The following is a 15,706-nucleotide window of genomic DNA, read 5'->3' on the forward strand; positions in this document are numbered from 1 at the left end:
CCACGGAACGGAGAGGCACCCCATGAGCCGCACTTCCCCCCACCAGCACCTCCCGCAAACCGAGTTGAGCCGCCGTGGTCTGCTGAGGACCGCGGGCGGTCTCGGCGCCGCTCTCGCCCTGGGCGGTGGCACCCTCGCCACCGGCCTGGCCACCACGGCCGACGCGGCGCCCGCCACCTGGACCCACCCCGGCATGCTGCACAACGCCGGCGACATCAACCGGGCCAAGGTCAGGGTCGCCGCGGGCACCGACCCCTGGCTCTCCGGCTGGAACAGGCTGGTCGCCAACTCCCACTCCCAGTCCACCTGGACCGACCGCGCCACCGACACGATCATCCGCGGCGGAACCGGCGAGAACTACTCCCTGCTGTTCAACGACATCGCCGCCGCCTACCAGAACGCCCTGCGCTGGCAGGTCGGCGGCACCGAGGCCAACGCCGTCTGTGCCGCGAACATCCTCAACGCCTGGTCGAGGACGCTCACTTCGGTCACCGGCAACGCCGACCGCTTCCTCGCCGCCGGCATCTACGGCTGGCAGTTCGCCAACGCCTGCGAACTCATGCGCGGCTACGGCGACTTCGACCTGTCCGCCGCCCAGGAGATGCTGGCCAAGGTCTTCTACCCGCTCAACAACAGCTTCCTGACCAACCACAACGACGCCTGCATCACCAACTACTGGGCCAACTGGGACCTGTGCAACACGGCCTCGATCCTGGCCATCGGCATCCTCAACGAGGACAGCGCCAAGTACGACCAGGCTGTCACCTACTTCAAGTCCGGCGCGGGCAACGGCTCCCTCGCCCACGCCGTGCCGTACCTGTACACCGACTCCGACGGGTACGCGCTGGGTCAGTGGCAGGAGTCCGGCCGCGACCAGGGCCACACCGTCATGGGCATGGGCCAGATGGGCGCCCTCTGCGAGATGGCCTGGAACCAGGGCGACGACCTCTACTCCTACGACAGCCGCCGCTTCATGAAGGCCGCCCAGTACGTGGCCAAGTACAACCTCGGCCAGGACGTCCCCTTCACCACCTACAACTGGGGCACCGGGCAGAACTGCGCCGCCTCCTCCCAGACCGTCGTCTCCGCCGACTCCCGCGGCCAGGTCCGCCCGGTCTGGGCGATGCTCCACTTCCACTACAACCGGCGCCTGGGCCTCGACGACAAGTACATCTCGCAGATGTACTACGACCTCGTCGCCCCCGAGGGAGGCGGCGGCGACTACGGCACCACCAGCGGCGGCTTCGACCAGCTGGGCTTCGGCACCCTGATGTACGCCAAGTAGCCGCCGGACCGCGCTCTGCACCGGAATACCGCGCCGAAATGTGGTGCTCTGGTGTTCATGGTGCAGTAGCGCGGTGAGGAGGCTGGTGCATGACGGCAGTCCGGACGAACCCCGTGGTCAGCACGCCGTACGGAGCCGTACGCGGCCGGCGTGAGAACGGCGTCGCGGTCTTTCGCGGCATCCCCTACGCGGCCCCGCCCTTCGGCCCCCGCCGCTTCCGGCCGCCGGAGCCGCCCGAGCCCTGGGACGGCGTGCGCGACACGGTCGACTTCGGGCCGACGGCACCGAAACCGCCGTACTCCGAGGCCTTCGCGCAGTACCTCTCCGACCCGCTCGTGCCGGGCGACGACTGCCTCAACCTCAACGTGTGGACCCCCGAGCCCGGCCCCGGGGCCCGGCTCCCGGTGCTGGTCTGGCTGCACGGCGGCGCCCTGACCAGGGGATCCTCGGCGGTCCCGGTGTACGACGGGCATGCCTTCGCCCGGGACGGTGTCGTGTTCGTCTCGGTGAACTACCGGCTCGGCGTGGAGGGCTACGGCCTGTTCCCCGACGCCCCCGCCAACCCCGGCCTGCGCGACCAGTTCGCCGCCCTGCAATGGGTCCACCAGGCGATCGGGGCCTTCGGCGGCGACCCCGGGCGGGTGACGCTGGCCGGACAGTCGGCCGGCGCGATCAGCACCGGCGCCCTGCTGGCCGCCCCGCAGGCCCAGGGGCTGCTCCGGCGGGCGGTCCTGCAGAGCGGGCCGCCCGAGGCCGGCGACCGCGACAAGGTACGGCGGATGGTGCGCCGGATGGCCACCCGGCTGAAGGTCCCCGCCACCGCCGCGGCCTTCGCCGAGGTCGACCGTGACCTGCTGCTGCGCACCCAGGCCGAGGTGGGCAGACTCAGCAGCCCGGTCCTCGGCGGCCCCGCCTTCGGGATCGTGGTCGACGGCGACCTCGTGCCCCGCGACCCCCTGGAGGCCCTCACCGATCCGGGTGGCGGGGTCGCGAAGGACGTCGACCTGATGCTGGGCTGGACCAGCGACGAGTACCGCCTCTGGCTCGTCCCCGGCGGCCTCCTGGAGCGGGTCGACCGGCTCGGCCCGGTCGCCCTCGCCGGAGCCATGGCCCGCTGCCACTGCGGCTCCGAGGTGGTCCGCGGCTACCGTGCCCTGCACCCCGAGGCGGGCACCGCCGAGACCGTCGGCCAGATGGTCACCGACCACCTGCTCCGCATCCCCCTGCACCGCCTGGCCGAGGCCCGCCCCGGCTCGTCGTACGTCTACGAGTTCGCGTGGCCCTCCCAGTTGCCGCAGCTCGGTGCCTGCCACGCCCTGGAACTGGGCTTCGTCTTCGACACCGGAGACACCCCCGAGTCGGCCAGGCTCGCCGGCGAGGGCGCCCCGGCCGAGCTCGCCGACGCCATGCACGGGGCCTGGGTGCGGTTCGCCGCCGACGGCGAACCCGGCTGGCAGCCCTGGGACGCCACCCACCCGGTCCAGATCTTCGGCAAGGGCGACCCCTACCTCGCGTCCGGCCCTCGGGACGGCGATTTCGCGGTGTGGACGGCGGACCCGACCACCGAGGAGACGGCTCCGGTGTCGGAACCGGCGGAGGGCTGGCCCGCGCGGACCGCGGAACTGCGCTCGGTCGTACGACGGCTGCGGCGCTCGGGGCTCGCGCGGCGGCACTGAGGGCGGCCCCGCCGCCCGCCCGGTCCTCAGGTCCCGGCCGCCCCGACCGAGTCCCTGACCACCACATGGGTGCCCAGCAGCAGGTGCTCGGCCGGGTCCTCCGCGGTACGGCCGAGCGCGGTGCGCACGGCGAGCCGGCCCAGTTCCTCGTAGGGGACGTGGACGGTGGTGAGCGCCGGGTGCAGGTCGCGGGCGAAGGGGATGTCGTCGTAGCCGGCCAGGGAGACGTCCCCGGGGACGTCGAGGCCGGCCTCGTGGAGGGCGGTCAGGGCGCCCGCCGCGACCATGTCGGTGGTGGCGACCACGGCCGTGAAGTCCAGGCCCTCCTTCAGGGCCCGGCGCATCAGGCGGTGACCGGAGTCGCGGGTGAAGTCGCCGTTCAGGACCAGCGCCGGATCGGGGTCCAGGCCGCGGGCGCGGTGCGCCGCGAGATAGCCGCGCTCACGGCCCTGCGCGGTGGTGTGGTCGGCCTTGCCGCCGAGGAACAGGACCCGGCGGTGGCCCTGGGACAGGACGTGGGCGACCAGCGCGTAGGCGCCGCCCTCGTTGTCGTACTCGATGACCGTGACCGGTGCCCCCGGGCCGAGCGGCGGTCTCCCGCACAGCACCAGCCGTGACCCCGCCGAGGCCAGCGAGTCGGCCATCCGGCGGGTGCGCTCGCGGTACTCGACGGTGTCGGCGGCGCCGCCCACCAGGATCACGGCGGCGGCCCGCTGGGCCCGCATCATCTCCACGAACTCCAGTTCGTGCTCGACGTCGCCCTCCGTGCTGCACACCAGGCACAGGTGGCCGAGCCGGGTCGCCTCGCGCTCCACCCCGTGCGCCATCAGGGCGAACGAGGGGCCGGTGATGTCCTCCAGCACGAAGGCCAGCGTGGGTGTGCCGACGCCGGCGACGGCCTTCGCGCGCGCGTCGGCGACGTAGTCCATGTCCCGCACGGCACGCATCACGCGGGTGCGGGTGGCCGCGCTGACCGGGTACACCCCGCCGAGCACCCGTGACACGGTCGACGCCGACACCCCGGCCCGCGCCGCCACGTCCCGGATCGTGCTCCGGCTCGCGTCCTCGCTCTTCCTGGTCATCCCCGCCTCGCCCCTCTCCCCGACGCACCCCTCGGGAACAGCGGCAACACCCGTGGAAACCGGTTCCCGATGCGGAGGCTAGCAGTGGCGAAGGGGAGCGGACGAGAGAACGGCGGGGACGGTTCGAAGGGAGCTGCCGGGACGTGCGGGGCGGGCCGCTCGGCGTCACAGAGCCCTGCGGGGCCGCGAGGTGGCGGACCGGGCCTGCTGGGAGACGGCGTCCACGGCGGCGGAGACCGGAGGGGCCAGTTTCGCGGGCTGGAACGTGTCCGCGGGGGCCATCACGGCCACCGCCGCGACCACGGCCCTGCCCGCGCCCCGCACGGGGAACGCGCCCGGCGCCTCGGCTTCGACGGACTCGAACTGCACGGCGGACACGGCTACCTGATCGACCTGTTCCTGCGGCCCGAGTCCAACCCGCGCACCGACGGGTACGGCGGTGACCTGGGCGGCCGCACCCGGTTCGCCGCCGAGGTGGTGGCGGCGGCCACGCCCGACGAGCTCTACCTGCTCCTGGCACCGCTGACCGAGGCGGGCGTCGATGTCCTCGACTGCTCGACCCGGCGCTTCTGGCTGCCGGAGTTCCCCGGCTCCGACCTGGGTCTCGCGGGCTGGGTGAAGAAGCTGACCGGCCTGCCCACAGTCGCCGTCGGATCGGTCGGGCTCGACGACAGCGAGTTCCTGAGCGCGCTCATGGAGGGCCGGGGCGCGGCGAACGCCTCCCGGGACCGGCTGGTGGGCCTCATGGAACGGGACGACTTCGACCTGCTCGCCGTGGGGCGCCTGCTGCTGTCCGATCCCGCGTGGGTGGCCAGGATCCGCGACGGCCGCCGCTCCGAACTGCGCCCGTTCTCCGCGGAGGCGCTGCTGAGCCTCACCTGATCAGGTCCGGGCGCAGCCCTCCGCGGAGACCCGGTGTCACCCGTCTGCGAGAGTCGTCGCGATCCCCGTGATCGCTCCCGGCCCCACCCGGCAGCACCCCCCGACGAGCCGGGCGCCGGCGGCCAGCCAGCCCTGTACCTCCTGCGGGGAGAACGACGAGCTGCCCTCCCACGCGCGTGCCCGCGCGTTCCACGTCTCCCCGCTGTTGGGGTAGACGACGACCGGCTTGCCGGTGACCCGCGCGGCGGTCTCGATCGCGGTGTCCACGTCCTCGGGGACACAGCAGTTGACGCCCACCGCGATGACCTCGTCCGCGTCGGCGGCGAGAGCGAACGCCTCTTCCAGGGGCTGGCCGGCCCGGGTACGGCCGCCCGCGACGGAGTAGGACAGCCAGGCCGGCACCCCGAGACCGCGGATCGCCCGCAGCAGTGCCTGCGCCTCGTCGCTGTCCGGGATCGTCTCCAGCGCCAGGACGTCGGGTCCGGCCGCCGCCAGCACGTCGAGCCGCGGCCGGTGGAACGCCTCCAGCTCGGCCACGCTCAGGCCGTACCGGCCGCGGTACTCCGAGCCGTCCGCGAGCATCGCGCCGTAGGGCCCGACCGAGGCCGCCACGTACAGCGGGCGCCGTGCCCCCTTCGCCGTCGCCTGCCGTGCCGCCTCCTGCGCCGACCCGACGCTCAGGGCGAGCAGTTCGGCGGCCCGCTCGGGCCCGATGCCGCGTTTGGCGAACCCCTCGAAGGTGGCCTGGTAGCTGGACGTGATCGCCACGTCCGCGCCCGCCTCGTAGTACGCGAGATGCGCCTCGGTGATCGCCTCGGGCCGCTCCGCGAGCAGCCGGGCCGACCACAGCTCGTCGCTCAGGTCGTGCCCGGCGGACTCCAGCTGGTTGGACATACCGCCGTCGAGCACGACGGGGCCGGCCGCGAGGGCCTCGGCGAAGGGGCGGGAGGGGGCGTCGGGGACTTCCGGGGTGTCGCTGGTCATGCCTCGACGCTAACCGAAGCGCCGCCGGACGGCCCCGGCTGTCCGGTCCGCGAACACCGGGGCCGACACGCGCGACCACGCTCTCGCGCGTCACCGACCTCGACGTGAGGCGGCACTCCTCAGGGCGCCGCGTGCCGCCGGGCGGGCCGGCGCCTGCCCCGCTTTCTCAGCGTGGGAGGCACCACCAGTCCGCCGAGCAGTCCGAGCGCCAGGATGTACGGCCACCACCCCAAGCCCTCGGCCGCCGCCGTCGTACGGGGCGTCGCCAAGGGCGTCGCCGACGACGTGTCCGCGCGCCCGCCGGGCGAGGCGCTCTCGGTGACCGCGGTGAGTACGACGTCGTTGCCGTCGCCGCCCCGATAGGTGATCCGGTACGTCGTGTCGGCCAGCTTGAGGCGCGTGCCCTCCTTCAGGCCCCGGAAGGCGCCCGAGGTCTTCGCACGGCCCTTGTGGTCCAGTACGGTGACACTGCGGGCCGGGGCGGTGCCCGCCGCCGAGAGGTCGAGGGCGCCGGACAGTCGTACCGGGCCCGTCACCTTCAACGAGTCCTTCCCGAGCACCAGTTCGCCCTTCGCGCTCTGGGTGTACCCGCCGGAGACCGTGAGCCCGCTCGCGACCACCCCGTCGTTGGTGACCGCGCCTTGCACCGTGCCCCTGCCGGTCAGAGAGGACACGACCCTCAGCCCGGCGGTGCCGGCGTCGAGCCGCGCGGCCGCCGAGGTGAGCCGGATTCCCTTGCTGCGGGCGAGAGTTGCCTCGCCGCGCAGCGCGAGCGTGCCCTTGCGGACCGTCGTCGTCCCCGTGTACGACACCGCACCGCCGGCCAGGGTCGTCGTCGCCCTGCCCGTCTGGGTGAGGGAGCCGCTGCCGCTGATCCGGGACAGGGTCAGGGGCCTGGTCGTGTTCCCGAGGACCAGCGAGCCGTCGTTCACGACCTTGTAGCGGCTGCCCGCGGTGTAGAGCCCTCCGTCGCCTCCCGGCCGGCCGCTGCCGAGGCGCAGTACGGCGCCCTTCTCGACGGTGGTGGAGCCGTCGTAGTACTGGACGGCCGCGAAGGTGACATCGTTGCCCTTCGTCCCCTTGATGACGATGTCACCCGCGCCGGGCGCGGACAGGGTGTCGTGGAAGCGGCCGCCGCCGATCGGGGCGCCCAGGGTGACCGGCCCGTTGTAGTCGAAGGTCAGCAGGGAACGGGAGCGCGCCGCGAGGAGGTTGATGTACACCGTCTTCGCCGTGCCCGGCATGAAGATCCTGCTGGTCGTCCCGTCGCCCCACTGGACGTTGGCGCCCTTGATGTTGGTGCCGCGCTTGTTGACGTTCTTGGCGGCCGGAGTCCAGTTCAGGGCGGGGTCGCTGAGGGAGGGATCGGTGTCGCCGCCCTGGTTCGACCAGCTGTACTGGCCCGTGAGGACCACCTTGCTGCCCGGCCGGGACTGGACGTTGATGTCGCTGCCGTACTCGCGCTGGTAGAAGTCCATCCGCTCGGTGACGGTCTGCCCCAGCGGGGTGTCCACGGTCCAGGTGCCCTGGTTCAGCACCTTGCGCATGTTCGGCAACGCGGTCGCGTACTCGGGCCGCCCCGCGTTGGTCTGCGTGCCGTTGTCGACGACCCCGGAGAACGGGCCGGACGTCAGGTCCCAGGTGCCCCAGAGGGAGCGCGGCTGGGTGATCAGGCCGGAGCCGCTGACGGTGCCCAGGTTGTAGGCGCTCGTCAGGGACAGCCGCAGGGTGCCGTCGACCCTGATGTTGTCCTGGTTCAGCCGGAACGCCGGGGTGTTGTAGGGGAAGTGGCCGATCAGTCCTGTCGTCCCGCCGGTGCCGTACTGCAGGGTCGCCCCGCGCTCGACCGTGATCGCGGGCGGGTCGGGCCGGGTCGTGGTGACGTACGGGTGGTTGCCGCCCTGGGTCCGCACGGACTGCCGCTGCCGGGACCTGGGCAGGGTGAAGTCGCTGTCCTTGGTGAGGACCAGCGTCCCGCTGCCGCGCACGGTGAGCGTGCCCTCGCCGCGGAACACCCCGTCGTACGTCGTCGTCCCCGCGGGCACGGTGACGACCGTGTCACCGCTCAGGGTGACGTCCCGGTCCGCGAGGACGTCGGCGGTGGCGTCCCGGGGTCCGGCGGCCGACGCCGGGGGAGCGGTGACCATGAGGGCCACCGCCGCCAGGGCGCCGGCGGCCGCTGCTGTTCTGTGGAAATGGCTGCACACATGACCGGAGACGGGCCAGGCGGCGGCCGATAACAGAAATCCGAAGCAGAAAGCGCCTTCTTTTGGTCGCGTCCGACCCGTTGACCTCCTGGTTCCCCAGCCGTACCTTTCGGCTGTTCGCAATAACAACAGATGTTCTCAATATCGAACATCTCTCTCAGGACACCCCCATCCGAGAGGCAGTCCGCATGAGCCGCGCCCCCGACGTCCCCCACCGACGACTGCTGCTGAAGGGCGCCCTGGCCGCGGGCGCCCTGGCCGCGACCCCCACCGTCACCGAAGCCGCGCCGCGCCCGAAGAAGGCCCCTCCCTTCGTGAACCCGCTCGTCCGCAACCGTGCCGACCCGTACATCCACCGGCACACCGACGGCTACTACTACTTCACCGCCACCGTGCCCGAGTACGACCGGATCGTGCTGCGCCGCTCCCGCACCCTGGGCGGCCTCGCGACCGCCGACGAGTCCGTGCTGTGGACCAAGCACCCGACCGGTGCCATGGGCGCTCACATCTGGGCGCCGGAGATCCACCGCGTGGGCGGCAAGTGGTACATCTACTTCGCCTCCGCGCCCGCCGAGAGCGTGTGGGACATCCGCATCTGGGTCCTGGAGAACGCCAACCCCAATCCCTTCAAGGGCACTTGGGTGGAGCGGGGCCAGATCAGGACCGCCTGGGAGACCTTCTCCCTGGACGCCACCACCTTCACCCACCGGGGCAGCCGCTACCTCGCCTGGGCCCAGCACGAGCCCGGCCTGGACAACAACACCGGCATCTTCCTGTCCAGGATGGCGAACCCCTGGACCCTGACGGGACCTCAGATCCGGCTCTCCACACCCGAGTTCGACTGGGAGTGCGTCGGTTACAAGGTCAACGAAGGACCGTCGGTGATCGCCCGCAACGGCCGACTGTTCCTGTCCTACTCGGCCAGCGCCACCGACTGGCACTACTGCATGGGCCTGCTCACGGCCGACGCGAACGCCGATCTCATGAACCCGGCGAGCTGGTCCAAGTCGCCGACCCCCGTCTTCACCAGCAACGACACCACCAGGCAGTACGGCCCGGGCCACAACTGCTTCACGGTGGCCGAGGACGGCCGCAGTGACGTCCTCGTCTACCACGCCCGCCAGTACAAGGAGATCGTCGGCGACCCGCTGAACGACCCCAACCGCCACACCCGCGTCCAGAAGCTCGGCTGGCACGCGGACGGCACGCCGGACTTCGGCATACCGGTGGCGGACACCGCCACGGACACGGAGGTTGCGTCATGAGACGTGCGTACGCGGTGCTGCTCGCCCTGTGTCTGGCCCTGGCCGGCGCCCTGGTGACCGCCGGTCCGGCCCAGGCCGCCCCGCTGACGATCCCCAACGGCGTGCAGTTCACCGACACTTCGGGCAACGCCCTGCACGCCCACGGCGGCGGGGTCATCAAGGTCGGCTCCTACTACTACTGGTTCGGCGAGGACCGCAACGCCGACAACACCTTCCGGTACGTGGACGCCTACCGCTCCACCGACCTGAAGAACTGGGAGTTCAGGAACCACGTCCTCACCCAGTCCAGTGCCTCCGAGCTCGCCACCGCCTACATCGAGCGGCCCAAGGTCGTCTACAACGCCTCCACCGGCAAGTTCGTGATGTGGATGCACAAGGAGAACGGCACCGACTACAGCGAGGCCCGCGCGGCCGTCGCCGTGTCGTCCACCGTCGACGGCACCTACACCTACCAGGGCAGCTTCCGCCCGCTCGGCGACAACATGTCCCGGGACATCACGACGTTCGTCGACACCGACGGCACCGGCTACATGGTCTCGGCCGCCAACGAGAACTACGACCTGCACATCTACAAGCTCACCGCCGACTACACCGGCATCGCGAGCCTTGTCGCCAACCCGTGGGTGGGCGGACACCGCGAGGCCCCGGCCCTGTTCAAGCGGGGCGGCGTCTACTTCATGCTGACCTCGGGCGCCACCGGCTGGAGCGCCAACCAGCAGCAGTACGCCACCGCCACCTCCCTCGCCGGACCGTGGACCTCGATGGCGAACGTCGGCGACTCCACGACCTACAACTCGCAGACCGCCTACGTCCTTCCGGTGCAGGGCACTTCGGGCACCTCCTACCTCTACATGGGCGACCGCTGGGGCAACTCCTTCGGCGGGACCGTCAACGACTCCCGGTACGTGTGGCTGCCGTTGACCTTCCCGACGTCCACCACGATGTCCATGTCCTGGTACCCCCAGATCACGATCGACGCGGCGGCCGGGACGATCAGCGGTACCAGCGCCACGTACAACACGCTGGTGTCCCGCAACAGCGGCAAGTGCGCGGACGTCGCCAACCAGTCGCTGTGGCAGGGCGTCGCGATCAGCCAGTACACCTGCAACAGCGGGGCCAACCAGAAGTGGTGGTTCAAGGACCTCGGCACCGGCTACTACCAGCTGGTCGGCCGCGGCAGCTCCCTGTGCCTCCAGGAGAACGCCACGAACGTGACCCAGGAGAACTGCGGGAGTGCGACCACCCAGCAGTGGTCGGTGGTCACTTCGGGCTCGTACGTGAACATCAAGGCCAGGGCCTCCGGTGAGTGCCTGGACGTGAACGGCGCGTCCACCGCCAACTCCGCCGCGATCATCACGTACACGTGCAACGGAGCGGCCAACCAGCAGTGGACGCGCGGAACCTGACGTCAGGCCAGCAGGTCGATCGCGTCGATCGACGTGCCCGCGCTGAGGAAGGACGTCGACCCCGAACCGCTCGCCACGTAGATCTTCAGCGTGTTGTAGGCGCTGGTGTCCGTCAGCCAGGCGGACGCCGGCACGCTGTAGGTGAACGTGTAGTTGTTGCCCCGGTACGAGCCCACGGTCAGCGACCGGGTGCTCGGCTGGGTGGGCGGGGAGGGGACGGCGGAGGTCCAGGTGTCGTTGACGACGACCTGCGGGCGGCCGTTGGCGTAGGCCGTCGTCACCCCGATGCGCAGGGTGTGCGCGGCGGCGGCCTGCGCGGCCGTCAGCTTGAAGTAGACGATGATCCCGCTGTTGACGTCCTTCCACAGGTAGCAGGGGAAGGCCGAGGTCTCGGTGCCGCTGCCGATGACCACGTTGCCGGTCCAGGAGGAGGCGCGGACGTCGGAGGGGTGGGCGTACGTCATCAGGTCGGCGTTCTTGAAGCCGCCGGGTGTGCCGTCCCAGTTGTTGATGCGCCAGATCGCGCTCGCGTTGCCCGGATCGTTCGAGGACGGGATCGCGATGCTGTTGAGGGTGGTCGTGCCGCCCGCGCTGACGCTCACCGAGCCGGTGTAGACCGCGAGTTCACCCTTGAAGACGGTCAGCGTGTACGTCCCCGGCAGCACACCCCCGATGGAGAAGTATCCGTCCGACGACCGCGCCGAACCCCAGTACTGGGCGGCGGAGTTGGCGAGCCCGACCGTATAGGCGTACGCCGTGTTCCGGCCGGTGATGCCGACGCCGGCGACCTTGCCCCGGCCGCTCGCGGGGACGTAGCCGGAGATGCCGAGCGAGTCCGCCCACGAGGTGGTGAGCGTCCCCGGGTACAGCGCGGAGGAGGGGGCGCCGCCGTCGGTGAAGGCGATGACATAGGGGCCCTGGAGGCCGAAGCGCTGGGCCTCCGTCTGGTTCTCGCCGTAGTACAGGATCTCGTACAGGCCGCCGCCGTCCGCGCTCTGGTGGCGCAGCAGGGAGCGGTAGAACGGGCCGCCGGAGGCCTTCTCGTGGTTGGAGCGCACGATGTACAGGCCGACGCTGCCGGTGGTCCAGCCGACGTAGTTGTAGTCGATGACCCGCGCCTTCGCGTAGTGCTTGGAGCGGGTCTGGCCGTCGGACTTCTTGAAGACGTCGGAGGCCTCGATGGTGGTGGGCGCGTAGGTGTACGAGTCGGGCTCGTCGTTGAGGAACTTGCCCGCGTTGACGCGCAGGATGTAGCGGGTCGCCGAGACCGAGTCGTCGGCCTTGTTGGTCCACAGGTAGACGTTGTTCTCGCCGCTGCGGGCCGCGTAGTAGTGCTTCAGCGTGCCGTACGCGACCGAGATCAGGATCGTCGTACCGGACTGCTTGATGCTCACCGTGGACGTGCCGAGGCCGGACTCGATGTGCGAGTTCTTGCCGCCGTAGCCCTGGTACTGCGTGCCCTTGTAGACCAGCGAGGTCAGATCGCCGTTGGTCTTGCTGACCTTGAAGACGAGGCTCGCGCCGGTGTCGACGACGTAGTTGGAGCCGTCGTCGCTCCAGCCGAAGCCCGCGGCGGACGCGCCCTGGGCAAGCGGCCCGGCGAGCGCGGCGGACCCTGCTGCGGCCGCGGTGCCGAGGACGAAGGTGCGGCGTCCGACCGGTCTGTTCACCGTGGATTCGGACATGGGGGTGCCTCCTTCGAGACGTGTGGGGGTGGTGCGGGTGCTTTGGAGAGTGACAGTTGAATCGATTTCGCGAAAGGGCTTTCGCTGCCTGGAAGTTGGCAATCTTGTGAAATCCGCCCGAGGGCTAGAAAGCGCTTGCCAATGGGGGTACGGTCCAGCCGCCAGGCCTTGTCGTCCGTCTGAGGAGCCTCGAATGAGACGTTTCAACCTCGCCGTGCTGGCGGCGGTCACACTGAGCACGGGACTGACCGCCGTACCGGCACAGGCGCACTCCGGCCGTCCCCTCGGCATCGAGAACTGCACCACCGCCGGCTGTCACTTCGACGTCCCGCCGGGCACGTACGACGTGAAGGTCCTCCTCGGCGGCGACGCCGCGTCGAGCACGTCGATCAGTGGGGAGACCCGGCGTTCCCTGCTGTCGGAGACGCCGGCCGCGGCCGGCGGGCGGGTCTCCCGCGGCTTCACCGTGAACGTCCGCACTCCGGAGGGCGAACCGACCGGCCCCGACGGCACGCCGGGCCTGGACCTGGTGCTGGGCGGCTCGGCCCCCGCGCTCGCCGACATCAAGGTCACCCGCGCCCGGCACACCCGCCAGATCTTCCTGGTCGGCGACTCCACGGTATGCGACCAGCCAGGCGATCCCTACTCCGGCTGGGGCCAGCAACTGCCCCAGTACCTGCGCAAGGGCGTGTCCGTGGCCAACTACGCCGACTCCGGCGAGAGTACGGTCACCTATCTGTCCGAGCCTCGGCTGTGGGCCACGGTCCAGCCGCTGATCCGCCCCGGCGACCTCGTCCTCGTCCAGCTCGCCCACAACGACAAGACGACGGACGAGGCGACGTACCGGGCGAACCTGGAGACATTGGTCGCGGGTGTGAGGGAGAAAGGCGGGAACCCTGTCCTCGTGACGCCCATCGTGCGACGCTGGTTCAACTCGGACGGCACGCTGAACAACGGGACGGCCCTGCTGGTCAACGGCCTCGGGGTGGACCATCCCGCGGTGATCCGCTCGGTCGCCGCGGCCGAGGGCGTCCCGCTCATCGACCTGACGGCGAGGACGAAGTCGCTCGTGGAGTCCCTGGGAGTGGAGGGCTCCAAGGCGATCTACCTCTACAACGAGAAAAGGGACAACACCCACACCTCCGTGCACGGCGCCACCGTGTACGCGGGCCTGGTCCGCGACGAACTCGTCGCACAGGGACTGGTGCCCGCAGGCCTGGTGCGGGTGGGATAGACGCCTGGGGCGTCCCGACCGGAACCGGGGCGCCCCAGGTCTGTGGTGCGAGCCGGCGGGCCCGTGAGCCTGTCAGGCCGTGAGCCGGCGGGCCCGTGAGCCGGTTGGCCCGTGGTTCGGTTGGCCTGTGAGCCTGTGAGCCCGTGAGCCTCTGAGTCGAAAAAGAGAGAACCGATGCAACTGCCCCCCGAGGACCGCACCCTCAGTCCGCACACCGGCTACACGCGCGCCCACTGGGAGGCCGCGGCCGACGCCCTGCTCGCCGCGGTCGAGCCGTACGCCACCGAGGACCGCGCCCTCTACCACCTCCCCGGCGACCGGCAGAGCTGGTCCGGCCGCCTCTCCGACGGCCTGGAGGGCTACGCCCGTACGCTCCTGCTGGCGGCCCTCCGCCAGGACGCGACCGCGCTGGAGCGGTACGCCGAAGGTCTCGCCGCCGGAGTCTCGGGGATCTGGCCCCGGATCGAGGACCGCAGCCAGCCGTTGGTGGAGGCGGCGTCGATCGCGTTCGCCCTGCGGATCACCAAGCCGCTGCTCTGGGACCGCCTGGACGACGCCGTACGGCAGCGCGCCGCGGCCTGGCTCGGTGACGCGCTCACCGCCGAGGCCTGGCCCTGCAACTGGGAGCTCTTCCCGGTCACGGTGGCCGGCTTCCTGTCCTCGCTCGGGTACGAGCCGGATGCCTCCCGCAAGGCGATCGACCGCGGCCTGGAGCGCATCGAGCAGTGGTACGTCGGCGAGGGCTGGTACACCGACGGCGACGGCCGCAAGTTCGACTACTACAACGGCTGGGCCATGCACCTCTACCCGGTGCTGCACGCCTGGCTGGCCGAGGACGACCGTTTGCTGGACCTGTACGGCGGCCGCCTGTCCCGCCATCTCGACGACTACGCCCGCCTGTTCGGCGCCGACGGCGCCCCCATGCACCAGGGCCGCTCCCTGACGTACCGCTTCGCGACCACGGCCCCGCTCTGGCTGGGCGCGCTGACCGGCCGCACCCCGCTGTCCCCGGGCGAGACCCGGCGCCTTGCCTCCGGAGCCCTCAAGTACTTCCTGGACCGGGGCGCAGTGGACTCCCGGGACCTGCTCACCCTCGGCTGGCACGGCCCCGACCCCGCTGTCCTGCAAGGCTATTCGGGCCCCGCGTCCCCGTACTGGGCCAGCAAGGGCTTCCTCGGCCTGCTGCTCCCGGCGGACCACGAGGTGTGGACGGCGGTGGAGGAGCCGGGCCCGGCCGAACGCGCCGACGCGCTCACCTCGATCACCGCCCCCAACTGGCTCCTGCAGTCGACCAGTTCGGACGGTCTCGTCCGCCTCCACAACCACGGCAGCGAGGACGTCCGCTATGACCCGTACTACACCCGCCTGGCCTACTCGACGGTGACCGAGCCCTCGGCGTCGTACGACAACAGCCTGATCGTGGACGGCGATCCGAGCCGTACGGAGATCGAGCCGCTGGGGGTCGGTGAGGGGTGGGCGGCCTCGCGGCACACGGCGGCGGGGGGTGTGCGGGTATCCAGTGTGGTGCTCGCGCGGGGAGCCGTGGAGGTGCGCGCCTTCCTCGTGTCCGGGGCCGAGCCCGGGACACCGGTGCGGGTGACGGGGTGGGCCGCGCGCGACGGCGTCCGGACCGAACTGCTGCCCGCCGTGGGCCTCGACGACGAGCTGAGCGGGGTGACGGGCGAGGAAGACACGCTGTTCGTCGCGCTGGCCCGGCTCACCGCTGACGCCGACGCCGTACCGCTGGGGGAGACGGCGACCGTACGGGCCTCGGGAGAGCGGGAGTTGACGGTGGTGTGGAGCGGAGGTCCCGGGGCGCGGGTCCGGCTGGTGGGTTCCGGGGTGGAGATCGGCGCCGGGCCCTGAAGCGACTCGGGCACTGAACCGACTCGGGCACTGTGAGGATCGCTGGCCGGGTCTGGCTGGAGGTGGTGGGGGGAGCGGTAGGCCGAGACGAGCCGAGCCGATGCGTCGCGGTGGCGGTTACGCCTGCCGTACGG

11 protein-coding genes are annotated in these 15,706 nt (G+C 71.2%); 7 read left to right on the forward strand and 4 right to left on the reverse strand.

The annotated features are described in order from the left end of the window. Nucleotides 1-22 precede the first annotated feature (22 nt). Nucleotides 23-1,285, forward strand: coding sequence for an alginate lyase family protein (locus tag AQI94_RS26330; protein WP_031045536.1), 1,263 nt, complete (start codon nucleotides 23-25; stop codon nucleotides 1,283-1,285). Nucleotides 1,286-1,374: 89 nt separating this feature from the next. Further along, nucleotides 1,375-2,961, forward strand: coding sequence for a carboxylesterase/lipase family protein (locus AQI94_RS26335; RefSeq protein ID WP_031045534.1), 1,587 nt, complete (start codon nucleotides 1,375-1,377; stop codon nucleotides 2,959-2,961). A gap of 26 nt (nucleotides 2,962-2,987) precedes the next feature. Here the strand turns inward: AQI94_RS26335 and AQI94_RS26340 are convergent, their stop codons facing one another. Beyond that, complete coding sequence (locus AQI94_RS26340; RefSeq protein WP_031048352.1) at nucleotides 2,988-4,043, reverse strand: LacI family DNA-binding transcriptional regulator; 1,056 nt, start codon at nucleotides 4,041-4,043, stop codon at nucleotides 2,988-2,990. An 84-nt stretch (nucleotides 4,044-4,127) separates the two neighbouring features. Between AQI94_RS26340 and AQI94_RS26345 the strand changes: the two genes are divergently transcribed. Continuing rightward, on the forward strand, nucleotides 4,128-4,925 hold the full coding sequence (locus AQI94_RS26345) for an oxidoreductase (protein WP_391289062.1): 798 nt from the start codon (nucleotides 4,128-4,130) through the stop codon (nucleotides 4,923-4,925). Between the two features lie 36 nt (nucleotides 4,926-4,961). Here AQI94_RS26345 and mmuM read toward each other — a convergent pair whose 3' ends face one another. Both mmuM and AQI94_RS26355 read right to left on the reverse strand, forming a co-directional pair. Next, nucleotides 4,962-5,909, reverse strand: coding sequence for a homocysteine S-methyltransferase (gene mmuM / locus AQI94_RS26350; protein ID WP_031048357.1), 948 nt, complete (start codon nucleotides 5,907-5,909; stop codon nucleotides 4,962-4,964). Between the two features lie 119 nt (nucleotides 5,910-6,028). Then, a complete protein-coding gene (locus AQI94_RS26355) occupies nucleotides 6,029-8,056 on the reverse strand; it encodes an autotransporter (protein ID WP_225890264.1) in 2,028 nt (675 codons plus the stop codon). Between the two features lie 248 nt (nucleotides 8,057-8,304). Here AQI94_RS26355 and AQI94_RS26360 point away from each other — a divergent pair, with 248 nt between their 5' ends. Together AQI94_RS26360 and AQI94_RS26365 are read left to right on the forward strand one after the other, a co-directional pair. Beyond that, nucleotides 8,305-9,381, forward strand: a complete 1,077-nt coding sequence (locus AQI94_RS26360) for a glycoside hydrolase family 43 protein (protein WP_031048363.1) — start codon at nucleotides 8,305-8,307, stop codon at nucleotides 9,379-9,381. Further along, nucleotides 9,378-10,787, forward strand: a complete 1,410-nt coding sequence (locus tag AQI94_RS26365) for an RICIN domain-containing protein (protein ID WP_031048365.1) — start codon at nucleotides 9,378-9,380, stop codon at nucleotides 10,785-10,787. Before AQI94_RS26360 ends, AQI94_RS26365 begins: the two co-directional genes overlap by 4 nt. Nucleotides 10,788-10,789: 2 nt before the next feature. On the opposite strand, the gene AQI94_RS26370 is transcribed toward AQI94_RS26365, so the two are convergent. Beyond that, nucleotides 10,790-12,472: a rhamnogalacturonan lyase B N-terminal domain-containing protein gene (locus tag AQI94_RS26370; protein ID WP_031048367.1), complete on the reverse strand. Its 1,683-nt coding sequence runs from the start codon at nucleotides 12,470-12,472 to the stop codon at nucleotides 10,790-10,792. Between the two features lie 193 nt (nucleotides 12,473-12,665). On the opposite strand from AQI94_RS26370, the gene AQI94_RS26375 reads away from it, so the two are divergent. Together AQI94_RS26375 and AQI94_RS26380 are read left to right on the forward strand one after the other, a co-directional pair. After that, nucleotides 12,666-13,706, forward strand: a complete 1,041-nt coding sequence (locus tag AQI94_RS26375; protein ID WP_031048370.1) for a rhamnogalacturonan acetylesterase — start codon at nucleotides 12,666-12,668, stop codon at nucleotides 13,704-13,706. Between the two features lie 174 nt (nucleotides 13,707-13,880). Further along, on the forward strand, nucleotides 13,881-15,572 hold the full coding sequence (locus AQI94_RS26380; RefSeq protein WP_031048372.1) for a DUF2264 domain-containing protein: 1,692 nt from the start codon (nucleotides 13,881-13,883) through the stop codon (nucleotides 15,570-15,572). The last annotated feature ends 134 nt before the right edge of the window (nucleotides 15,573-15,706 follow it).

The sequence above is a fragment of the Streptomyces pseudovenezuelae genome, assembly GCF_001513955.1.
Lineage (GTDB): Bacteria > Actinomycetota > Actinomycetes > Streptomycetales > Streptomycetaceae > Streptomyces > Streptomyces pseudovenezuelae.